Raw genomic sequence first — 22,363 nt, 5'->3', positions numbered from 1 at the left:
TTTGGTCGGCATACATGCACCTCTAGCTACATGTTATGCCCGAACACAAAATTTCTGACAGTCTCGCGCAGGTATTTTTCCATCTTGCCAACGCATCAGGATTATTTATATTCTGCGCCACAAACCCTCCAATCACCTCCGCCACTCTTTTTTCCGGTGCCACCGGATCATAAATATGTTGCGAAGCCGCCCACGCGGCAGTAAAAAATGGCCGTGCCATAGTCTTTCCCTGATCGTTCTGTAAGGTTCAATGCATGAGCGTTCAAAAAAATCAGGAATAGACCTTGTTGTTGATACGGTTCCAGCCACCCGAGACATTTCCTCCACCCGCACCATCCGATCTTTTTTGCTGTGTGTAGGTGGTTTTTATTTTCCCGTAATTCAAGCTGATCGTTTCACTGGGTATGCCATCATTGGCATGCTGGGTGTAGTTGGAAATGATGACTTCTTCCAGCAGCACTTCAAAGTATTTGACCTTTTCTCCGCCTGCACGATGCAGTGACAAAACAACTTCTTTCAGGTGTCTGCCCGCGCACAAGGTTTCCATGAGCTTGCAGCTCGATTTGTCCAGTGATTTGGTGAACGAGAAATCACTCAAGGAAGTCCTTCCGGACGATGCTCCACCGGAAGAACTCGCCGTGGCGGAAGTACTTTGATGCATGCCGAAGCCATACCCGGTGATATCGATACAGTCCTTGTAGCGGTCATCCAGCGCTTCGCCTGGAATGCCTTCTATCTTGATATAGGCGTCAAAAGCCATTTTGAAATCTCCCTGTTTATCAGGCGGTATGCCTGAGAAGTACATTTATTTTTCATGCGCTCAATGGTTTACAGCCAGCAGAAGAATAATCTGTCTTTCAGGGAGGGGAAGGGGTATTGAACCTCTGGGGAGTAGCGAACTGTCTCGGTTTATTGTCTGAAATGTATTACGGACTTATCGCAGGGTGCGATGTATATTACCAGTGAGTCGTATTGTTTATCGGGGATAAGTTGCCTTGTTATATTGGCCACAGGCTGAACGGTCTATTCCGGACCGCACTGGAAGATCGCAGGGACAGTAAGTTAATCCGCATAAAAACCCGGCTTGCGCCGGGTTTTTATTGTCTTGCAGATCAGAATTTACTGCACTTCCACCGCCAGACTGTCGCTGATCTTCTTCTGCCAGATCTGCGGGCCTGTGATGTGCACGGATTCGCCGGTGCTGTCTACGGCAACTGTAACCGGCATGTCCTTGACCTCGAACTCGTAGATCGCTTCCATACCCAGCTCGGCAAAAGCCACGACTCGGGATTTCTTGATCGCCTGAGCCACGAGGTATGCAGCGCCGCCGACGGCCATCAGATACACGGCTTTGTGGTCACGGATCGCTTCGATGGCGGTCGGGCCGCGTTCGGATTTGCCGATCATGCCCAGCAGGCCGGTCTGGTCGAGGATCTGACGGGTGAACTTGTCCATCCGCGTGGCCGTGGTCGGGCCTGCCGGGCCAACGACTTCTTCGCGTACCGGATCAACCGGGCCGACGTAGTAGATGAAACGACCCTTGAGGTCGACCGGCAGGCTTTCGCCCTTGTTGAGCATTTCGACCATGCGCTTGTGCGCGGCGTCGCGTCCGGTAAGCATCTTGCCATTGAGCAGCACGGTTTCGCCCGGCTTCCAGCTTTGCACTTCTTCCGGGGTCAGGGTGTCGAGGTTGACGCGGCGGGCCGATGGGCCAGCTTCCCAGACGATTTCCGGGTAGGCGTCCAGCGACGGCGCTTCCAGCGAGGCAGGGCCGCTGCCGTCGAGTACGAAGTGCGCGTGGCGGGTGGCCGCGCAGTTAGGGATCATGCACACCGGCAGCGACGCAGCATGGGTCGGGTAATCCATGATCTTGACGTCGAGCACGGTGGTCAGACCACCCAGGCCCTGAGCACCTATGCCCAGCTGGTTGACCTTTTCGAACAGTTCCAGACGCATCTCTTCGATGCGGTTCTGCGGGCCACGGGCCTTCAGCTCATGAATGTCGATGGACTCCATCAACACTTCCTTGGCCATGACCGCTGCCTTTTCCGCGGTGCCGCCGATGCCGATGCCGAGCATGCCCGGTGGGCACCAGCCTGCGCCCATGGTCGGAACGGTTTTCAGGACCCAGTCGACGATCGAATCGGACGGGTTGAGCATCGCCATCTTCGATTTGTTTTCCGAACCGCCGCCTTTCGCCGCGACGTCCACTTCCACGGTATTACCTGGGACGATGGAGTAGTGGATAACAGCCGGGGTGTTGTCCTTGGTGTTTTTGCGAGCGCCTGCCGGGTCGGCGAGGATCGAGGCACGCAGCACGTTTTCAGGCAGGTTGTAAGCGCGACGCACGCCTTCGTTGATCATGTCGTCCAGGCCCATGGTGGCACCATCCCAGCGAACATTCATACCCACGCGTACGAAAACGGTGACGATGCCGGTGTCCTGGCAGATCGGGCGATGACCGGTCGCGCACATGCGCGAGTTGATCAGGATCTGGGCGATGGAGTCGCGAGCGGCAGGCGACTCTTCACGCAGATACGCCTCGTGCATGGCCTGGATGAAATCCACGGGGTGGTAGTAGGAAATGAACTGCAGTGCGTCTGCAACGCTCTGAATCAGGTCGTCTTGCTTGATCACGGTCATGCGGCGCGCTCCTCTGTAAGGACGGGAACATTCAATTACGCTATCGGCGGCAGTCTGGAACTGCGGCTTGAACCAGAGCTGTCAGGTTAGCCGTAGCGGGCGCAAAAAGGCGCGGCAGTATAACCCGCCCGACAGGCCAGTCTGTACAATCGCCGTTATTTTCTGCACAGGCCGCCTGAATGCCTCAATTGCATGTTGGTGAGCGTAGCTGGTCGTTACCATCGGCCAGCAATCTGCTCGACGCCCTGAACCATGCCGGTGTGCCGGTTCCCTATAGCTGTCGTGCCGGCAGTTGCCATGCGTGCCTGGTGCGCTGTGTCAAAGGTGAGCCTGAGGACGCGTTGCCCGACGCCTTGCCCGCTGAAAAGCGCCAGCAGGGTTGGCGGCTCGCCTGCCAGTGCCGACTGGTCGGTGACCTGGCTGTCGAGGTGTTTGACCCGCAGCGTGACGGCCTGCCTGCGACAGTAGTGGGCTGCGACTGGCTCTGCCCGACCGTGCTGCGTTTGCGTCTGGAGCCTGCGCGACCTCTGCGCTATAGCGCCGGGCAACACCAGGTGTTGTGGACTGACAGCGGTGTCGCCCGGCCTTATTCGCTGGCGAGCCTTCCGGGCGAGGACCCGTTTCTGGAATTTCATATCGACTGCCACCAGCCCGGGGCCTTCCGAGATGTCGCCCGACAGCTGCGGGTCGGTGACACGTTGAGGCTCGGCGAACTGCGCGGAGGGGCACTGCGCTATGACCCTGACTGGCAGGAAAAACCTCTGCTCTTGCTGGCTGCCGGTACCGGGCTGGGCCCGTTGTGGGGCGTATTGCGTGAGGCGTTGCGTCAGGAGCATCAGGGCACCATCCGCTTGATTCATCTGGCCCATGACAGCCAGCAGCACTATCTGGCCAATGAGCTGCAGGCCCTGGCTGAGCGTTATCCACAGTTGCTTGTTCAACTGATTACCGTGCAGGCGCTGGAGACGACCCTGGCCGAGCTGCGCCTTTTGTCGCGGCATGCGATGGCGTTGTTGTGTGGCAGTGCCGAGAGCGTGGAGATATTTGCCAAGCGGCTGTATCTGGCAGGTCTGCCGCGGAATCAATTGCTGGCGGATGTGTTTGTGGCGCGGGAATAAGGTGCATGTTAGTCACAGCTCTCGTTCGGCACGATTAATCACAAAGATTCGTCAGGCATACACAATGCAAAAAGGCCCCGACTCTTGCGAGACGGGGCCTTGGCTTGCAGCGTTCTGCTATCAGACCAATGGGTCGCCGACGTGCAGAATCTTCATGCCGTTGGTGCCACCGATGGTGTGGTAGCTGTCGCCCTTGGTGAGGATGACCCAGTCACCTTGCTCGACCAGACCACGCTTGAGCAGTTCGTCGACTGCGGCCTGGCTGACCTGACCCGGTGGCAGGGCTGCCGGGTCGAACGGCACGGTGTAGACGCCACGGAACATCGCTGCACGCGCTTGAGTACCACGGTGCGGAGAGAACGCGTAGATCGGCACCGAGGAGCGGATGCGCGACATGATCAGCGGGGTATAGCCGCTTTCGGTCAGTGCGATGATCGCCTTCACACCCGGGAAGTGGTTGGCGGTGTACATGGCCGCCAGCGCGATGCTTTCGTCACAACGGGTGAACGAGTGGCCGATACGGTGGCTGGAAGTCTTGCCGGTCGGGTGCTTTTCAGCGCCGATGCAGATACGCGCCATCGCCTGAACCGCTTCGATCGGGTAGGAGCCTGCAGCACTTTCCGCCGACAGCATGACGGCGTCGGTGTAGTCGAGCACGGCGTTGGCCACGTCGGACACTTCGGCACGCGTCGGCATGGGGCTTGAGATCATCGACTCCATCATTTGCGTGGCAACGATCACCGCCTTGTTGTGGCGACGTGCGTGCAGAATGATGCGTTTCTGTACGCCAACCAGCTCGGCATCACCGATTTCAACGCCCAGGTCGCCACGGGCAACCATGACAGCGTCACTGGCGCGAATCAGCTCATCGAGCACTTCGTCGTTGGCAACGGCTTCGGCGCGTTCGATCTTGGCCACCAGCCAGGCTGTGCCGCCGGATTCGTCGCGCAACTGGCGAGCGTATTCCATGTCGGCGGCATCGCGCGGGAAGGAAACGGCCAGGTAATCCAGGTCCATTTCGGCAGCGAGCTTGATGTCCTGCTTGTCTTTCTCGGTCAGTGCCGGAGCCGTCAGGCCACCGCCGCGACGGTTGATGCCCTTGTGATCGGACAGCGGACCGCCGATCAGCACGGTGCAATGCAGTTCGTCAGCCGTCTGGGTGTCGACGCGCATGACTACGCGACCGTCGTCGAGCAGCAGCTCGTCGCCTACGCCGCAATCCTTGACCAGATCCGGGTAGTCGATACCCACGATTTGCTGGTTGCCACTGGTCAGCGGATGAGCGGTGGAGAAGGTGAACTTGTCACCGACCTTCAGCTCGATTCGCTTGTCGGTGAACTTTGCGATACGAATTTTAGGACCCTGCAGGTCGCCCAGCAGAGCGACGAAGCGCCCGTGTCTGGCGGCGATTTCGCGGATCAGTTTGGCGCGTGCCTTGTGCTCATCCGGAGTACCGTGAGAGAAGTTCAGACGAGCAACGTCCAGACCCGAAAGGATCAGTTGTTCGATGACTTCCGGCGAGTTGCTGGCAGGGCCAAGTGTGGCGACGATTTTGGTGCGGCGAACGGTCATGCACAAACTCCTTAATTGAAGCGCAGCGAGAGGCTACTCCTGTCTGGGTCTTTAGTCATTGTTCCTTTGCACTACCGTGTTGCTGTCAGGGAGGGCAATCGGCTGACGGTCGGTGTGCGATTTACTTGAAGAAACAGGCTGTGACGCCGATACAGGGCAGAGAACAGGAGAGTCCCATGCGTATTGTAACGATTGTTGTATTACTGACTGCGCTCAGCGGTTGCACCCGCTGGGCGATGAATTCCAACCTCGATCACGCTTACCGTGCCTATCAGGAATGTGATTGTGACCGGGTCATGCTGGATCTTTCCAAGGTCGAGCGTCAAAGCCGTTCGCGCCGTTATGTTCAGCCGGAAGTGTCGATGCTGCGTGGCCAGTGCCTGGAGCGGCAGAAACTGTATGTCGACGCTGCGCAGACCTATCAATTCCTGATGACTCAGTATCCAGAGAGCGAATACGCGTTCCGTGCACGGGCCAGGCTCGATACGCTCGCACAAACGGGGCTCTACCCCAAGGCTCAGCCTGCCAGACCGATCCCTGCACCTGTTCGAAACGCTCCCGTATCAAAATAGTTACCCTCATTTGAATGGCAGGCGCCGTGTTCGGGTGGATTTTGAAAAATTCTGAGCTAGGCTGTGATCACATAGTGGACGAGCTGCAGAGCTCTAGGCCGAGGCGGTTATCGCGCAGTGCCTCGTTTTTGAAGTCCGCAGCCAGCGAACGGTGTTACGTGATCGCAACAGTGGTCTTAGAAGGCAGCCTGCCATGTATAAAGAGCGGAAAATAGAACGGCACCAATTGCAGGATTACCTGCAGGTCTTCAATCGTCATACTGGCAGGCTGATGGGGTGTCTGGGGAATGTGTCCGGGGAAGGGCTGATGCTGATCAGCGAACTGCCCGTTCTGGTAGGGGCCAGGTTCGATCTGTGTCTGAAAATGCCGAATGGCAATATCGGGCAATCAATAGATCTTAGCGCCAAGTGCCTCTGGAGCCACGAAGACGAGACGCCAGGCAGCTACGACTCCGGTTTCGAGTTGTCTCAGGTCTCGACAGAATACCTGGCGTTCGTCCAGCTCTTGCGGGAGTATTTCTGTTTCTACCCCTTTTATGAAGCCTCAGCCTGAGGCTGCTGGCTGACTCGCAAGGTTTCGCTTATAGCGTACCTGCCTTTTTCCAGCCCAGATAACGGCTGACCAGCTGCGGCCCCAGCTCCCTTGGTCGAGCATCCATTATTGCAATGCCTTGAGCACTCAAGCGGTCGTGTAGCGAAGCGCGAGCGTTGAGGAAATTCAGGGTTCCGCAATAATCCAGCGCTTGATCATAGGTTTGTACGGGGGCCTGACGCAGACTATCGAGCACTTCCTCCCTGAGGCTGGCAATCAGCACCCGGTGCTGCTTGCCAAGCTGTCTTGCAGCAGCCACCAGCTCCTCATCGTCTTCATCGCGCAGGTTGGTGATCAGTACCACCAGTGAACGTCTTTTATGGCGCACCATCAATTGGCGAACGGCGGCGCAGTAGTCAGCGGGTCGCCGGGTGGTCTGCAGGTCATAGACCGAGTTGAGCAACAGGTTGAGCTGCCCCGGCCCTTTTACGGGGGCCAGATAGCGGTCCTGCTCACCCGCAAACGTCGCAAGGCCAACCGAGTCACCCTGACGCAGTGCGACATAACTCAATAGCAGGCAGGCATTCAGCGCGTGATCGAAGTGAGACAAATCACCGTCCTGGCTGCGCATTCGACGTCCGCAATCGAGCATGAAAACGATCTGTTGATCCCGCTCGTCCTGATACTCGCGAGCAATGGGGGAGCGCTGGCGGGCGGTAGCTTTCCAGTCTATCTGGCGCAAGCTGTCGCCTTCACGAAACTCGCGCAACTGATTGAATTCCATTCCTGCCCCGCGACGTTGCAACTGGCGCACCCCCAGTTGGCTCAGCCAGTTGTCCACCGCCAGCAGTTGCCCACCGTAAAGTCGGGCGAAGTCCGGGTAGACGCGGGTCGTGCTGTGTACCGGAAGATAGCGGCGTGCCGTCCACAAACCCAAAGGCCCCGGCAGGCTGATTTCGCACTGCTCAAAGGTAAAATGGCCCCGGCTCGAGGGGCGCAGACGGTAACCGATGCTGCCTTTGCCGCGCGCAGGCAGGATGATGGACTGCGGCAGGTTTTCATGTTCCAGGCCATGCGGCACATGATCGAACACCTGCAAGGTGACTGGCTTGACACCGTTGTGTTGCAGGTCGAGCCGCGCCTCGTTCCAGCGGTCCAGCGCCAGGCTGCCCGCAAGCTCACGCTGCACGCGTGGCGAGGGACGCCTGAGCAGCCAGAATGCATCGAGCAGGCTGACACCCGCGAAAGCCAGCAGCGCTGCCCGATAAAGCTCGTCGATTTTTGCCGGATACTCGATGCCCAGCGCATGGAGCGTTCCTGTCAGCAACGCAACGCACATGAACCCACCGAGCCAGCGCAGCATCAGAACCGACGGTTTCAGAACCTGTTTCACAGGCGCGGTGCCGAGACCTGGTCAAGGATCTGCCGAAGCACCTGATCCACCGAAAGGCCCTCGATGTCCAGTTCCGGTGACAGCCTGACCCTGTGTCGCAACAAAGCCAGCGCGCAGCCCTTGATGTCGTCCGGAGTAACGAACTCACCGCCGCGCAACAATGCTCTGGCCCGCCCGCCACGCACCAGTGCAATTGAAGCGCGCGGCCCTGCGCCCTGGCTAAGACCTGGCCAGGTGCGCGTACTGCGCGCCACGCGCACGGCGTAGTCCAGCACCTGTTCATCAATGGGTAGCTCGCTGGCAATGCGTTGCAGTGCCTGAACCTCCCGAGCCTGCATGATGACCCGCAGCGGTCGCACATCCAGCATGTCGGCACGGGTCGAGCGGGTGACCTGGCGCACCATGTTCAGCTCTTCCAGCGCTTCGGGATAGTCCATGCGCAGCTTGAGCATGAAACGATCCAGTTCGGCTTCCGGCAGTGGGTAAGTGCCTTCCTGTTCGATGGGGTTCTGGGTTGCCAGCACCATGAACGGCTGCGGGATGGGCAGCGCCCGACCTTCGAGGGTTACTTGTCGCTCCTGCATGGCTTCGAGCAGCGCGGCCTGCTTCTTGGCCGGTGCCCTGTTTATTTCGTCGGCCAGCAGCAGGTTGGTGAACAGCGGCCCCTTGCGCAGCTTGAACTGCTCGGTCTGCATGTCGTACACGGCATGACCGGTGACATCGCTGGGCATCAGGTCCGGCGTAAATTGAATGCGCGCGAACTCACAGCCTATGCAACTGGCAAGCGCCCGGACCAGCAACGTCTTACCCAGCCCCGGTACGCCTTCCAGCAGCACATGCCCGCCGCCGATCAGGGCGGTCAGCACGTCCTCGATCACTGCGTTTTGGCCAATCACAGCCTTTTGCAACTCGTTACGCAACGCCTGAGCCAGCTGGCTGGCGCGTTGCCGCTGCTGCAACTGAGTGCTCGCGGCGCTCGTCGGGCTGGCCGGTTCGATGGCAGGCTCGATAAAGGGCCCGGTGCTGCCTGATGTTTCGGGCGTTTGATCGCTCGCGACTTCTGGAGCGTCACTAACTTTTATATTAGATTTATCGTCCATAAATCAATTACTTACCTGATTTGGCTTTTTCGTAATTTTTTTGCGCAGCGACTGAATGTTTTTTCTCTTGCCGAGCATTATTTCCATGGTAACCGCTCAGGGCATGCGGCGTATTGGTGCATGCCATTCAATTGCGCTGACATAGCTGCCGTCTGCACCAAAGATAGATATCTACGCAAGGATGCCTTTTCTGTCTGAAAGGCAGGTGCGTTTGCGTGCCTGTTACGTAAAGACAGCAATCGACCAGGATCGGGCACTCACAGGCAGTGCCCCTCCGGCTTTATTCAGGAGTAGCGCCGTTCCACAAAGTGTTCACCGCTCAACAGGCTCAAGCCTATAAACCGCGCCTGGCAGCGTTTGAGTTCATGCTCGATAGCCTTGGCTGCGCACCTGAAGATGTGCTGCACGTATCTTCAAGCTTCCGTTATGACTTGATGTCGGCCCATGACATGAAAATCAAGCACAAAGCCTTCGTCGCCGGCGGCCATGAGCAGCCGGCGGATGTCGCCTTCGTCTACCACCAGATCCCGGACATTGGCGGATTGCCAGGATTGGTCGGTCTTTAAGCCCCGGCGCGGGTCACTTGATTGCCGATATTGTCAGCTGCGCACCCCCTATCGTTGATCCGCGACCGTCTCACCCGGGCCGACTCCGGAAATCAGCCTGGAGTAAAGTGGCGGACTTCTGATCGACTGCATTGCTCCGCAGATTAGCTGGCGTCCCTGAACACAGCTTGCATCTGCCCTCTGTCTGCAGTTACGACCTGATCTTGCTTATGAAAGAAGATCAGTCTTGACAAGTTTTTGTCATTGGGGAAATACTTTGCTGAAATTCATATATATGACTATATAACAAGGCGAATAGGTCAATGAATGCTCTGTCCAACGATGCCCGTTTGCCGCTGTATCAACGTCTTCATGACCAGTTGGCCCAGCAGATTGCAACCAATCACTGGCACCCTGGCCCTTTACTACGCCGACATCCCGCTAGAGTGGCGTCGCTCTCATGCCCATTTCCATGTTGACCTCCTGACTGAACTACCTGACAGCAGTGACATGGCAGCAGGTTGCGAAGTGTTTGCCTTTCCTGAAACGGGTGTTGCACGTGAAGGCACCCATACGCTGTCTGGTTTTTTGCGTGCTCCGTCGAGCGTTACGTCTCGAACCGGTTTTTCAAATGCTGAGTGCAGCCTCAGCGCCAGCCCAACTGAGATATTTTCATGACTACCTTAGATATACAGCTTCTAATGACCGCGCTTGTCAGCGTCGTGGTATTGGTGGCACTGATCGTGTCGCGCCTCAAGATGCACCCGCTTTTGGCCCTGATTGTAGTTTCTGTTGGTGTGGGCTTTGCTACCCAAATGCAGCCAGAAAGTATCGTCGCTCACTTGATCGCCGGTGCCGGAAAGACACTAGGGGCAGTTGGGATTGTGATCGCGCTTGGCGCGATGCTAGGCAAAATCCTGGCTGATGCTGGCGTCACGGAGCAGCTGGCCGAGGTCATCCTGAAGCGCACCCCGGATCGCCTGATACCTTGGGCAATGATGATGGTTGCGTTTGTAGTTGGCATACCCATGTTTTTCGAGGTGGGTTTGGTGATTATGCTGCCGCTGATATTCAGTGTGGCGCGAAAGCTGGAAAGCCAGGCTCGCTTCAAAGGCTCGGCTTATGTGTATGTGGGTGTTCCAGTGATTTCGGCGCTCGCCGCCATGCATGGCATGGTACCGCCGCACCCTGGCCCGTTGACGGCCATCGCTGCACTCAAAACCTCAGTGGGGCCCACAATGCTCTACGGCTTTCTCGCGGCTATTCCAGCAATGATTTTGGGCGGTCCACTTTATGGCGCGTTCATTTCGAAGCGCATGAGCACCAGGCCTGATCAGGCATTACTCGATCAGTTCACTCTGGACGAAAAAACCGACAATCAACCCCGTCCCGGCGTTTTGCTCGGCGTACTGGCAGCCTTGCTACCGGCGATCCTGATGCTGATCAATGCCGTCGCCGAGATGGTGCTACCAAAGGGCAATGCGATCCTGCAAATGGCCAGTTTCGTGGGCAACCCTTTGATATCCATGCTCTTAGGCGTGCTTTTCGCCGGCGCAAGCCTGGTACTGGCGCGCGGTGGCGACGCCGAAAAGGTGCGTGATTCACTGGGTAAAAGCCTCAAGCCTATCGCCTCCATCATCATGATCATCGCAGGAGGCGGGGCATTTCAGGAGATGCTAACCAGTGCCAAGGTAGGCGATGCTATCGTGCACCTGACCCAGCAGTCTGCCTTCCCTCCGTTAATCCTGGGTTGGCTGATTGCGATGTTACTCTCGGTCTCTACTGGCTCCGCAACTGTGGGTATCGTAGGGGCTGCAGGCCTGTTGGCACCGCTTGCGGGTGCTGATCCCACCCTCAACTTGCCCTTGCTGGCATTGTCAATCGGCTGCGGTTCGCTGTTTTTCAACTATGCGAATCATGCAGGCTTCTGGATGGTGAAGGAGTCCTTTGGCATGACAATGGGGGAGGCGACGAAGACTATCTCGGTGGTTCAATCCATTGTGGCGGTGGTCGGATTGGTTGTGGTGTTGATCTTGAGTGCGGTTATTACAGTAAGTTGAGTCGGGATTCATTCGCAGCGCCGAAGCCTGCCCAAATGAGGTATCCAACACTACGTACCCATGAGCTTCTAAAGGTTTGATTTCAATATCGCAGATATCCAACGATTCGCCAGTGCAGGATCATAGGGCATTCCTGAGCGTTTGCAGGTGGGCTACCTGACGGGTGAATTCGCTGTGTGAGACGCGTTGCGGCGGGCGAGGGCGCAGGGCGTCGCTGATGGCGCTGGTGGGCTGTCGCGTCAGGCGCGAAAGCACCTGCCATTGTTCGGCAATTGCCAGCCGCTCGAAACCTGGATGAAGCTGGCGGGCGCGGCGCAGGATGTCTTGTTGCAGGCTCTTTATCAGCGTCTGTTGCCCGCTGCGCCTGCGCAGGAATTCGGCGCTGGCACGCAGGTGCTCGGTCAGTTGGCGACGTGCAAGGGGGGCGGGCCGTCGCATCGGGCCTTCGCGCAGGCCGATGTGCCAGAGGCCCAGGCCAATCAGCAACGCCAGCGTCAGCAGTGCCTGAGGGTAGTTGCGCAGCAGCAGGGTCAGCAGGTTGTCGTGTTCGGTTTGCAGCACCAGGGTCACTTCACTGCCCTGGGTCAGATACCAGAGCAGCCAGGCATTGTCATAGTTGCCGATCGAGCGGGTTTTCCACAGGTTGGCGTCAGTCACAATCGTGATCAATCCGTTACCACGGTTTATTTGCAGCAGGTGTGTGGCATCGGCGCTGTTGGCCCACGACTGTGCATGGTCTTGCGGATCTTCCAGATGGAACGCCGGATCGAAGCTCATGTATGCCGGGGCACTTTCGTTTTCCAGATACAGGCGGGTCAATTCCGGCCAGGGCTCTTTTTTGCGTTTGGCGGAGGGCGTTATCAACGGGATGGGCAGTGGCGGCTGAGCGTCGTTCAGCTGTTGTTCCTGCGCATTGATGTCCGTAGTGAGGTATTGATGAACCTGCAACCTGTCCAGCAACAGATCGCCGCTGCGACCTTTTTTCTCATTCCAGAGTTGCTCGGCCACTACCAGCAGGTGCCCGCCCGCTTCGGCCCAGTTCAGCAGCCGTTCGGTTTGTGCAGGTGTCATGTCTTCCCGGTCATTGAGCAACAGCAGCGTCTGGGTGCTCTGACTCGGGTCGGGAAGCCGGGCCAGTGTGTCAGTGGTGTTTACCGTGATGGAGAGGCTACGCAGGAAGTGTTCGGCCGCAAGCCAGGGATTGGCCTTTGCCTGTGGCGAGGGGCCCTGATCCACGGTTTTCTCGTAGCGCTCCAGGTGACGGCTCAGGTAAAGCCTTGCGCCTGCCAGCAGTAAAAGGGCCAGTAGCCCGATCAGTATTCCGCTACGGCGGCTCATGCCTGCACCGCCGGGTTGAACAGGCGACGCCAGCCATCGCAGAGTTGCTGCCGGGCATGGGCCGGTGGCAGTCGATGCCCGTAGGCAAGGTTCTGCCAGTGCATGGTCAGGTCATGACTGAATTCACTGAGCAGCGGCTGGTTCAGCGCCGCGATGTGCGCCAATACCTGAGCTTCGGTATCGGCGCTTTTCAACGGCAGTCGATAGTCGTTCAGCAAGCGACTGAGCAGTGCGCGGTACAACAGGCTGAGGGCTTCACGGGGCTGGCTGCTCCAAAGCTGTTCGGCCCGGCCGGCGACATCTTCAGGCAGGCTTTCGGCATTCACTTGCAGGCCCATTAGCTGCCGGGGAGCCGGGCGGGCGATTTTTGTTCTGCCGGGCGCCCTGCTTGCAAAGGTTTTGAACCAGTCTTTGTAATACCAAAGCACCAGCCCGGTCAGGCCGATAACCACGCCCCAGAGCAGCACTTCAATCAGGCTGGCCAGGGCGCTTGCGGCCCGAAGAAGCCGATTGAGCCAGGTAATCAGCCAGCCCTGGTCGTGCGTGTCCCGAACCACAGACTGGCTTTTCTGTTGTTCAGGGAAGTGCCAGCCTGTCTCGGTTTTGGGGTTCTTGAAGGGCGGCTGTTGCAGAATGCCGTGTATTTCGCTGCGGGCTGCTTCGCTGGTCAGTGTCTGACGGGTCAGGCGCGGCGTGTCCGGTGCTGCGAGGGTGGTGGGCGGTTCTGCCGCGCTGCTATCGGGCAGCGGGCAGCTGTAGCTCTGTTGTTCGGCCCAGACCGTGGCCGGTGCCGTCGAAAGCACCAGTCCGACACCGATCAACACTACATAGGCGCTGCCGATCAGGCGCTGACGCAGGCGTCTGAAAACCAGCTCTATATCCCACGCCTCAAGAACCGTTCGGCGATTGAGGTACAGGGTAAAGCCGCACGCAACGTAGATGGGGTCCCAGAGTACCAACGCCAGTGCATAGAAGAGGTTGGTCAGGTGGTCGATCCATAGCCACTGGTTTTCAACTTCGAGCAGACTCATCCAGTGCCAGTCGATCTGGATCTGCTGCGGAATAAATGCGTAAAGCATAATCAGCAGGCCTATCCACAATGAGTATTCCAGATGTGCGCCGACGATGGTAAGCAGCCGTGCGGCGCGCAGGTCTTTCTGGCTGAGCAGGCTGATACGCAGGTCGCGTTCCGTGCCTGCCAGATGCTCCAGTTGCTGCACCGGTAACTGAAAGCTGCGACTCAGGCTGAGTCTTCGCCACAACAGGCTTGGCAACAGCTGGCTTTTCAAAGTGGCGGGCCACGCCTTGAGGGCTTGCCCGAGCGTAGGCGTTGCCCCGAACAGTGACTGCGACAGGATGAGCAGCGACAAGCGTTCGAACGCAGGCTTGAGCCACCAGAACAGCAGAATGGCGGCCGTGGGATAGTCCCATAGCAGTGCGCTGAGCAGGCAAAAAACGGGCAGGGTAACGATTGCCCAACTGCTCATCAGCAGACCGCGGTGCCGACCCGCCAACAGCACGCCCAGGTCTATGGCTTCCCAAGGGGATCGAGGACGTATGGCGACGTTTGACTCAGTCAGGCGCATGAGGGGTACGTCCTGCCAGGGTCAGATACGCGGCGACCAGCAACCATAGGGCGGCACCTGCAAGGTACTTGAGCAGCGGTCCGGGCCAGGTCATCGATGACCAGTAAGCCTCAATGAATGCCGCAATAAGCAGGAACAGAATGACCCCGCCGATCAGTTGCACACTGGTCCTGGCCGCAATGCGCAGCGCGGTACTGCGCGTCAGTCTTCCTGGGGCCAGCAAAGCCCATCCCAGCTTCAGACCCGCCGCCCCGGCCAGGGCGATGGCGGTCAGCTCGAAAGCACCGTGACCGATGACGAATGTCCAGAATGTCTGCCCAAAACCTATGTCGGTCAGATGACCGGCAATTGCGCCTGTCATCAACCCATTGAACAGCAGAAAAAACAGGCTGCCCAGCCCGAACAGCAAACCGCTGGCGTAGGTTTGAAAGGCAATACCGATATTGTTCATGATGTAGTAGCCGAACATCATCCAGTCTGCGTCGGAAGCTCTTTCGGCGGGTTGTCCGATCCGGCTGGCCGATGGGTCATACATGCTCTGCATGTCGGCCAGTTGCTCAGGACTGACGATGCTGTAGATCAGTTGCGGAAAACCGTAGACCAACAACCCCATGCCGATCAGGCTGCCGAAGAACAACAGGCTGGCGACCAGGACGAAACGCCACTCGGCGCGCACCAGTCGCGGAAAACCTCCGAGTACAAAGCCCAGCAGACGAGCGCCCATCGCGCTGCGGTGGCGGTAAAGTTGTTGATGGCCACGCATGGCCAGTTGATGCAGGGGGGCGACCAGGTGGCTGCTGTAGCCACGCTCCTGTGCCAGCGCCAGGTGGTGGCAGACGCGTCGATAATCACAGGGGAATGTTTCGCAAGCATTGACATCGGCTTTGCCGTTTTCCAGCGCATCAAGGCGCTGACCAAAACGTTGCCACTCATCTTTATGGCGGGTTTCAAAGAGGCTCTGCTTCATTTCGGCCCCAGCAGGTTGCGGGCGATGCCGTTTACATGAGCGACCGCCTGATCAGCGGGGATGTGCAAGGGTTCAGCAAGAATTGCGGCCAGCTCCCGGGTGCGGGCAATGGACAGTTCACCTTGTCGTTCCGCCAGACCGAGCACTGCCCGTTGTTCGTCCAGATGCAGGGCGAACGGCACAATCACCGGTTCTGCCTCTGGCAGGGTGGGGCGCGTTACAGGCTGGTCGCTATAGATAACCAGCGTCCCGGCTGCGAGATCACCCAGCCGTTTGAACAATGGATGGCTCAGACAACTGATTGCACCTAGCCCGTAGCCCAGCGGGAGCATGTCGACGAAACGCAGCAGGTTGCGTATCAACGACGCGGACCAGTCTATCGGCGTGCCGTCATCGTGCACCACCCGCAGGCCGAGGACCCGCTTTCCGGGAGTGCGCCCCTGACTCAGCACTTCAAACAGCACCATGTACCACCAGTTGACCAGAAAAAACACGATGGCGGCCAGGCCCATGCCGAGCTTGTCAAACCACTGCAAGAGTAAAAAGAACACGCCGATAACGGCTGCGCGAATGGCGAAGTCGATTCCGAACGCCAATGCGCGGGAAACCAGTCCGGCAGGGCGAAGAACCATATCGATGCCTTCCGGCGTCTCGATTTCAATGCGGGTGTCCAGTGGCGTGGGCAGCGCTGCATTCCTTGGCGAAGCGGGAAGGGATGACATTGTCGGAGGACGCGCCTGAAAACGAAAACTGATGCTAGCTATCGCAGCGGAGCTAAGCAACCGACCATTCAAGACGCGGGCTGTAAGAAAACATTTCCCGGTACGCCGGATATTACCCGATTAGGCAATGACACCTGTCACGCCCTACACTTCGCGGGTCTTTTGTTCAGGATCAGCCCGTGACTTCCAGCATTTTCTGGTACGACTACGAAACCACCGGCATCAACCCGCGCAATGACCGTGCGCTGCAGATGGCCGGCATCCGCACCGATACCGAACTCAATGAAATCGCGCCGCCGGTCAATCTTCATTGCCAGCTAAGTGACGACATTCTGCCCCATCCCGTTGCCTGTGTGATTACCGGAATAACGCCGGCCACGCTGGCGGAAAAAGGCTTGTGCGAGGCGGATTTCATGACCCGCGTACATGCCGAACTATCTGCGCCAGGGACATGTGGTGCGGGTTACAACACCTTGCGTTTTGACGATGAAGTCACGCGTTACAGTTTTTATCGCAACTTCTTCCACCCTTATGCACGCGAGTGGCAGGGCGGTAACAGCCGCTGGGATCTGATTGATGTCGTGCGCGCGGCCTATGCATTACGCCCCGACGGCATTGTCTGGCCCGAACAGGACGGTCGCGTCACACTCAAGCTGGAACGACTGACTGCTGCCAACGGCATTGATCATGGACAGGCGCATGATGCGTTATCCGACGTGCGTGCAACTATTGCCCTGGCGCGCCTGATTCGTGAAAAACAGCCGAAGCTTTATGACTACCTGTTCGCATTACGCAGTAAACAGAAAGTCCAGGAGCAGGTTCGTCTGATGCAGCCACTGGTGCATATATCGGGACGTTTTTCTGCGGCACGCAATTACCTTGGCGTGGTGCTTCCGCTGGCATGGCACCCGCATAACCGCAACGCGCTGATCGTCTGTGACCTGCACCTTGACCCTTCACCGTTGTTGCAAGACGACGCTGAAATACTCAAGCAGCGTTTATATACCCGGCATGAAGCGCTGGGGGAAGGCGAATTGCCGGTGCCTCTCAAATTACTGCATATAAACCGTTGCCCGGTGATAGCCCCCCTGGGGGTGCTACGCAGCGAAGATCAGCAGCGGCTGCAACTGGACATGGCGGGCTACCAGGCACGCGCAACGCAGTTGAGTGAAAGCCGGGAAGTTTGGCAGGATAAACTGAGCGTCCTTTATGGCAAGGAAGATTTTGCTGCAAGTGAGGATCCAGAACAGCAGTTATATGACGGTTTTATCGGTGACCGTGATCGTCGACTGTGCGAGCAAGTTCGGCAAGCCGAGCCCGAACAACTGGCACGTGACGCGTGGCCGTTTGATGACGCCCGCTTGCCTGAATTGTTATTCAGGTACCGCGCTCGTAACTTTCCTGACACCTTGAGCAGTGAAGAGCAACAGCGGTGGCAGGACTTCTGTCAGCAGCGGCTGAGCGACCCGGAACGGGGGGCGCCCAATACCCTGAAGGACTTTGCGACTGCGCTGGCTGAATGCTCTCTTAGTGCCGCGCCAGAGCAGTTGGAGGTATTGCGCCAATGGCAGGATTACGCGCAGGCGCTGAGTAAACGTCTGGGTGTATAAATAACGGACAATAAAAAACGCCAGCAGGCTGGCGTTTTTGCAATCGCAATGAAGCGCGACCGTTTGAAGCTTAGCCCAGCAGAGTGGCCCAGCTTTCGACGTCGTCACTGCCCCACTTGGCTTTCCACTCTTTCAATGTCTTGTGGTTGCCACCTTTGGTTTCGATGACTTCACCGTTGTGCGGGTTCTTGTATTGCTTGACCTTGCGGGCGCGTTTGGTACCGGCAGGTTTAACAGCGCCGCCACGGGGGGCTTTGTTTACCTTGGCATCCGGATCCAGCAGGGCAATGATGTCACGCAGCGACTTTTGATATTCGCCCATCAGCGTACGCAGTTTGCCTTCGAATTCCAGCTCGGTTTGCAGTTTGTCGTCTTGCGACAGGTTCTTCAAACGGGCTTGCAGTTCTTTGATGGCTTCTTCTGTGGCGCGGTATTCGTTGATCAGGGACATGAGGAGACCTTATGTTGTGTAGGTTGCAGGGATACAGTGGGGCAATAATAGTCACTGTAAATGAGCAAGTAAACATTAAATAAAAGTTTTATTTGAATTATTTAGCAATATACACGCGTCCTACAGACGTCTGAATTATGCAAGCGCCGAGCCCCCTTCAAAAGATCCTCGCTATAAAGCCCTTCTTTATATAGGTTTTGTTAGGCGTCGCGGGTGGTAAAAGTCGATACTGGCACGGTGCAATCTTTTGCCTGGGCGGTGTCCTTTTCTGCCTGCACATTCAGGCAGCAAAGATACTGCAGTTTTGCTGCGCAGCCGCTAGAATAGCGGCTTTGCGAAGTTCTGGAGTTTCCCCCAATGCGCACTTTTCGTCTGGTGATTGCTTGCCCGGACCGTGTAGGCATCGTTGCCAAAGTCAGTAACTTTCTGGCGTCCCATAACGGCTGGATCACCGAAGCGAGTCATCATTCGGACAATCTCAGCGGCTGGTTTTTCATGCGTCACGAAATACGTGCCGACACCCTGCCTTTTGACCTGGACGGGTTCCGTGAAGCGTTCACGCCGATCGCGGAAGAGTTTTCGATGGACTGGCGCATCACCGACTCGGCGCAGAAGAAGCGCGTCGTGCTCATGGCAAGCCGCGAATCGCACTGTCTGGCCGATCTGCTGCACCGTTGGCACAGCGACGAACTCGACTGTGACATAGCCTGTGTGATTTCAAACCATCAGGACCTGCGCAGCATGGTCGAGTGGCATGACATTCCTTATTACCATGTCCCGGTGGACCCGAAAGACAAGGAGCCTGCATTTGCCGAAGTCTCGCGTCTGGTCGGGCATCATCAGGCTGACGTTGTGGTTCTTGCGCGTTACATGCAAATTCTGCCGCCACAACTGTGCCGTGAATATGCCCATCAGGTGATCAACATTCACCACAGCTTCCTGCCATCCTTCGTCGGTGCCAAGCCTTATCATCAAGCGTCGTTGCGTGGCGTCAAGTTGATTGGCGCAACCTGTCACTATGTGACCGAAGAGCTCGATGCCGGCCCGATCATCGAGCAGGATGTGGTGCGCGTCAGCCATCGCGACAGCATCGAAAACATGGTGCGCTTCGGTCGCGACGTGGAAAAGATGGTATTGGCCCGCGGCCTGCGCGCTCATCTGGAAGACCGTGTTCTGGTACACGACAACAAGACAGTCGTCTTCGACTGATCTATCTTTTCGGGAGTGCGCCTGTCGCGCTCCCGACCTGGCTCGTCGGCAATGGTGCAACGCTCAGGGTGACAGCCAATGACCGATCCTTTCGAAAAAGCCACATCCACCGCTCCCGCCACGCTTGGCGAGGGCTGTCTCAGCCGCTATGACCCCGCCGCCCTGACTCCGGAAAACGGTGCCGATTTCGACGGTGCAGCAGCGCTATTACGTGAGTTGCAGCAATCGGAAATGCCCGCTGAAAGGCTTGTCGAGAAAGGTGCGGAGGGAGAGGGGTGAATCAAGCCCTTCAAGCAGTGCAAGGCTGCACCACCTGAAGGGCTCTGAGTCAGGACAGTGCCTTGGAGGCCAGCCAGAACAGCGCTGCGGACAAGGCGACCGTTGCAGGCAGGGTCAGCACCCAGGCCAGCAGGATGGTGCGAACCGTTCCGCCTTGCAGGCCGCTCTTGTTGGCGACCATGGTCCCGGCAACGCCTGATGACAGGATGTGGGTGGTGGAAACCGGCAGACTGAACACGTTAGCCAGGCCGATTGCGCAGGCGGTGGTGATTTGCGCCGACATGCCCTGTGCGTAAGTCATGCCCTGTTTGCCGATCTTCTCGCCGATCGTCAGTACCACGCGTTTCCAGCCAACCATGGTACCGATGCCCAGTGCCAGTGCGACCGCCAGAATTACCCAGAACGGTGCGTATTCTGTGGTGGTGGTCAGGTCTTTGCGAAGTTTCTCCAGATCGGACTTTTCACGCGCCGACAGGTCTGGAAGTTTGCCGACCTTGCGGGCTGTGTCGTCCAGGCACAAGAGATAGCGGCGCACTTCGATACGGCTTTCAGGGGGCAGCGAGTGGTAGTCGGACACGCCTTTGAGGCGGTCGAGCAACGCGTCGATGGTGGGTTCGGTCTGCTTCGGATTACAGGCAGAGCTGGACGGCAAGTCGCCTTTTTCAGCTTTGCCCATGGCCAGATATTCGCCCAGCGTGCTGCTGTTGCGTTGATAAAACTGGCTCAGATGCTGGGTCGCATCGCGGGTACGTTCGATCTCGTAGGTCGTGCTGGTCAGGTCCAGTACAAACTGGCTGGGCACGATGCCGATCAACACCAGCATGATCAGGCCGATGCCTTTCTGGCCGTCGTTCGAACCATGTACGAAGCTGACCGCCATTGCGGAAATGACCAGCACCAGGCGGTTCCAGAATGGCGGGTGCTTTTTGTCGTCCAGCTTGCGACGCTGGTCCGGGGTTTTATGCATCTTCGACTGCGGGCGCCACCATTTCAGCGCAACCAGCACCAGGCCTGCAACGATGAAGCCGGCCAGCGGCGAGAACACCAGCGAAGCGCCAATGTCGATCGCTTTCTGCCAGTTGACGCCGTCGGCCAACGGGATGCCGTTGATCAGTGCATTGGCCAGACCGACACCGAGTATCGAACCGATCAAGGTGTGCGAGCTGGAGGCCGGGATGCCGAAGTACCAGGTACCGAGGTTCCAGGTAATGGCCGCCGCCAGCAGCGAGAACACCATGGCCAGGCCATGTCCGGTGTTGACGTTGATGAGCAGTTCGACCGGCAGCAGATGGACGATTGCGTAGGCAACACCCACACCGCCCAGCAGCACGCCGAGGAAGTTGAATACACCAGAGAAGAACACGGCCAGATGAGGCGGCATGGCTTTGGTGTAAATGACTGTCGCCACCGCGTTGGCGGTGTCATGAAAGCCGTTGATGAACTCGAAGGTGAGGACAAAAGCCAGGGCGAGCAAAAGGCTCACAAGCACCCAGGCATCAAGCCCGCTGAATAAATCGATCATGTAGGTTTTCTGACCGGGTCTGAAGGGGGCGCGATTATGACAGAAAAAATACCGAACGACTTGTCGTCACTGCGAGGTGTCGCCTCAAACCAAAAAAAAGACGCATGAGCGCCGCCCCGTTGAATACTCAATGAGGCTGTAAGGCGGGTAATTCCAGGGGCAGGAAGGCAGAGATGAGCAGTCGGGGATCATGAGACCCGCGATGTCACGGCTCTTCTTTCAGGCCTTCTTCCATTTTTTGCAATTCTTGCTTGAACGCCTGGTCCAGCAGGCTGGCTCTTTTGCGCCAAGGCTTGCGTTCCGGTTCCGGTTGCGCGGCGTAGGTGGTGATTTCACCGCCGTAGACATCCTTGTAACGTTGTTCCTGGCGCTCAAGTTCCGCGCGCAGTTCATCTTTAGTCACTGTAATACCTGATCGAGTCGATTGAGTTCTGGTGATGACGCAAAACAATGCAAGTATGTTCACGCCATTCGGACTGTATACCAGATACAGCCAGAGACCTGCTCGGGCCATTACCCGAAGAGGTTGCGGAGCATCCTGTTATTGCCTGCGGCTACGTACACCAGAGAAACAGCTGTCGTAGCGACATGTGTGTGATTTCAAGCGCAAGGCTTGCGCTGGCAGGCTTCCCTTTGATCGCGCGGCGATGGTGCACCGTGACAGCGCTTCGACGGGATAATCGAGGCAGAAATCGGGTGAACGGATCAATCGTTTGCGAGGGTGTTGCCAACCCACTGATGGATACTATCTCCAAGAAGTTCTGTTACGTCAACAACAGAGGTTGAATAAGTTCACAGGTCTGGTTTTTTTGTACGATTGTTCCGAAGTTTTAGTGAGCCATTTATATGACGGAACTTTTATAAAACAAATTTTACACACCTGGTGACAAAACCCTGACGATGGAATTCAGAGAGTTTTATATGCACGATATCTGGAGTTGTGATGCGGGGGTTCGACAGGCGGGGCGTGTTCATGCGCAGCAGGCGCTGCCGCAATGAAAACGGCCTTGCTTGGTGAGCAAGGCCGCTGCCTTGGACTTCTCAGTGGGTACCTGACCAGTAATTTCCAAGAAGTCACTTCGTGGCAGAGCTAAGAATGGTCTGAAGTAGGCCGCTATTTTTAGACTGCTGAGCCATAGCCGCT

19 protein-coding genes and 3 pseudogenes are annotated in these 22,363 nt (G+C 57.4%); 9 read left to right on the top strand and 13 right to left on the bottom strand.

Translation table 11 applies throughout. From position 1 onward, the window contains the following. Positions 1-46 precede the first annotated feature (46 nt). The 3 genes and pseudogenes from AO277_RS29345 to AO277_RS26470 all read right to left on the bottom strand — a co-directional run. A pseudogene (locus AO277_RS29345) lies at positions 47-220 on the bottom strand (type VI secretion system amidase effector protein Tae4); the annotation flags it as partial. A 51-nt stretch (positions 221-271) separates the two neighbouring features. Next, a complete protein-coding gene (locus AO277_RS26475; protein WP_044319192.1) occupies positions 272-760 on the bottom strand; it encodes an Hcp family type VI secretion system effector in 489 nt (162 codons plus the stop codon). Between the two features lie 359 nt (positions 761-1,119). Then, positions 1,120-2,643 carry a fumarate hydratase gene (locus AO277_RS26470; protein ID WP_044319190.1) on the bottom strand — a complete coding sequence of 508 codons (1,524 nt, stop codon included), beginning with the start codon at positions 2,641-2,643 and terminating at the stop codon, positions 1,120-1,122. A gap of 179 nt (positions 2,644-2,822) precedes the next feature. On the opposite strand from AO277_RS26470, the gene AO277_RS26465 reads away from it, so the two are divergent. Next, positions 2,823-3,761 (top strand): iron-sulfur-binding ferredoxin reductase, encoded by a 939-nt coding sequence (locus AO277_RS26465; RefSeq protein ID WP_044319189.1) that lies wholly within the window; start codon positions 2,823-2,825, stop codon positions 3,759-3,761. 120 nt (positions 3,762-3,881) lie between these two features. On the opposite strand, the gene pyk is transcribed toward AO277_RS26465, so the two are convergent. Further along, complete coding sequence (pyk, locus tag AO277_RS26460) at positions 3,882-5,333, bottom strand: pyruvate kinase (RefSeq protein ID WP_002554985.1); 1,452 nt, start codon at positions 5,331-5,333, stop codon at positions 3,882-3,884. A 176-nt stretch (positions 5,334-5,509) separates the two neighbouring features. Between pyk and AO277_RS26455 the strand changes: the two genes are divergently transcribed. Both AO277_RS26455 and AO277_RS26450 read left to right on the top strand, forming a co-directional pair. Then, positions 5,510-5,905, top strand: a complete 396-nt coding sequence (locus AO277_RS26455) for a tetratricopeptide repeat protein (protein ID WP_044319188.1) — start codon at positions 5,510-5,512, stop codon at positions 5,903-5,905. 193 nt (positions 5,906-6,098) lie between these two features. Next, complete coding sequence (locus AO277_RS26450) at positions 6,099-6,458, top strand: PilZ domain-containing protein (RefSeq protein ID WP_002554983.1); 360 nt, start codon at positions 6,099-6,101, stop codon at positions 6,456-6,458. A gap of 28 nt (positions 6,459-6,486) precedes the next feature. Here the strand turns inward: AO277_RS26450 and AO277_RS26445 are convergent, their stop codons facing one another. Both AO277_RS26445 and AO277_RS26440 read right to left on the bottom strand, forming a co-directional pair. Next, positions 6,487-7,830, bottom strand: coding sequence for a DUF58 domain-containing protein (locus tag AO277_RS26445; RefSeq protein WP_044319187.1), 1,344 nt, complete (start codon positions 7,828-7,830; stop codon positions 6,487-6,489). Beyond that, complete coding sequence (locus AO277_RS26440; RefSeq protein WP_044319186.1) at positions 7,827-8,930, bottom strand: AAA family ATPase; 1,104 nt, start codon at positions 8,928-8,930, stop codon at positions 7,827-7,829. Before AO277_RS26440 ends, AO277_RS26445 begins: the two co-directional genes overlap by 4 nt. A gap of 293 nt (positions 8,931-9,223) precedes the next feature. Between AO277_RS26440 and AO277_RS26435 the strand changes: the two are divergent. The 3 genes and pseudogenes from AO277_RS26435 to AO277_RS26430 all read left to right on the top strand — a co-directional run. Continuing rightward, a pseudogene (locus AO277_RS26435) lies at positions 9,224-9,496 on the top strand (HAD family hydrolase); the annotation flags it as partial. Beyond that, positions 9,484-9,618 (top strand): annotated as a pseudogene (locus tag AO277_RS29490) (D-amino-acid oxidase); the annotation flags it as partial. The pseudogenes AO277_RS26435 and AO277_RS29490, both read left to right, overlap by 13 nt. Before the next feature lie 531 nt (positions 9,619-10,149). Further along, positions 10,150-11,535 carry a GntP family permease gene (locus AO277_RS26430; RefSeq protein WP_044319185.1) on the top strand — a complete coding sequence of 462 codons (1,386 nt, stop codon included), beginning with the start codon at positions 10,150-10,152 and terminating at the stop codon, positions 11,533-11,535. Between the two features lie 120 nt (positions 11,536-11,655). Here AO277_RS26430 and AO277_RS26425 read toward each other — a convergent pair whose 3' ends face one another. From AO277_RS26425 to AO277_RS26410, 4 genes are read right to left on the bottom strand one after another with little or no spacing between them, the layout of a single operon-like run. After that, complete coding sequence (locus AO277_RS26425; protein ID WP_044319184.1) at positions 11,656-12,873, bottom strand: DUF4350 domain-containing protein; 1,218 nt, start codon at positions 12,871-12,873, stop codon at positions 11,656-11,658. Then, positions 12,870-14,459: a DUF4129 domain-containing protein gene (locus AO277_RS26420; RefSeq protein ID WP_044319183.1), complete on the bottom strand. Its 1,590-nt coding sequence runs from the start codon at positions 14,457-14,459 to the stop codon at positions 12,870-12,872. The genes AO277_RS26425 and AO277_RS26420 overlap by 4 nt, the downstream gene beginning before the upstream one ends. Next, positions 14,446-15,426 (bottom strand): stage II sporulation protein M, encoded by a 981-nt coding sequence (locus AO277_RS26415; protein ID WP_044319182.1) that lies wholly within the window; start codon positions 15,424-15,426, stop codon positions 14,446-14,448. Before AO277_RS26415 ends, AO277_RS26420 begins: the two co-directional genes overlap by 14 nt. Then, positions 15,423-16,148, bottom strand: coding sequence for an RDD family protein (locus AO277_RS26410; protein ID WP_002554974.1), 726 nt, complete (start codon positions 16,146-16,148; stop codon positions 15,423-15,425). The genes AO277_RS26415 and AO277_RS26410 overlap by 4 nt, the downstream gene beginning before the upstream one ends. A 179-nt stretch (positions 16,149-16,327) precedes the next feature. Between AO277_RS26410 and sbcB the strand changes: the two genes are divergently transcribed. Beyond that, positions 16,328-17,758 carry an exodeoxyribonuclease I gene (gene sbcB / locus AO277_RS26400; RefSeq protein WP_044319181.1) on the top strand — a complete coding sequence of 477 codons (1,431 nt, stop codon included), beginning with the start codon at positions 16,328-16,330 and terminating at the stop codon, positions 17,756-17,758. 70 nt (positions 17,759-17,828) lie between these two features. On the opposite strand, the gene mvaT is transcribed toward sbcB, so the two are convergent. Beyond that, complete coding sequence (gene mvaT / locus AO277_RS26395) at positions 17,829-18,209, bottom strand: histone-like nucleoid-structuring protein MvaT (protein WP_002554971.1); 381 nt, start codon at positions 18,207-18,209, stop codon at positions 17,829-17,831. Between the two features lie 357 nt (positions 18,210-18,566). Here mvaT and purU point away from each other — a divergent pair, with 357 nt between their 5' ends. Both purU and AO277_RS26385 read left to right on the top strand, forming a co-directional pair. Beyond that, complete coding sequence (purU, locus tag AO277_RS26390) at positions 18,567-19,418, top strand: formyltetrahydrofolate deformylase (RefSeq protein ID WP_003363851.1); 852 nt, start codon at positions 18,567-18,569, stop codon at positions 19,416-19,418. Positions 19,419-19,496: 78 nt separating this feature from the next. Continuing rightward, the gene (locus AO277_RS26385) at positions 19,497-19,697 is read left to right on the top strand and encodes a hypothetical protein (protein ID WP_044319180.1); all 201 of its coding nucleotides are present in this window, start codon (positions 19,497-19,499) and stop codon (positions 19,695-19,697) included. Between the two features lie 49 nt (positions 19,698-19,746). On the opposite strand, the gene AO277_RS26380 is transcribed toward AO277_RS26385, so the two are convergent. Both AO277_RS26380 and AO277_RS26375 read right to left on the bottom strand, forming a co-directional pair. Then, a complete protein-coding gene (locus tag AO277_RS26380; protein ID WP_044319179.1) occupies positions 19,747-21,219 on the bottom strand; it encodes an inorganic phosphate transporter in 1,473 nt (490 codons plus the stop codon). A 205-nt stretch (positions 21,220-21,424) separates the two neighbouring features. Further along, entirely contained in the window at positions 21,425-21,622 is a 198-nt protein-coding gene (locus AO277_RS26375) for a hypothetical protein (protein ID WP_002554967.1), read from the bottom strand. Between the last annotated feature and the right edge of the window lie 741 nt (positions 21,623-22,363).

Origin of the sequence: Pseudomonas amygdali, assembly GCF_002699855.1 — a bacterium.
Taxonomy (GTDB): Bacteria; Pseudomonadota; Gammaproteobacteria; order Pseudomonadales; family Pseudomonadaceae; genus Aquipseudomonas; species Aquipseudomonas amygdali.
Note: the sequence above shows the minus strand (reverse complement) of the source record. Positions and strands in the feature narration are given on the sequence as shown.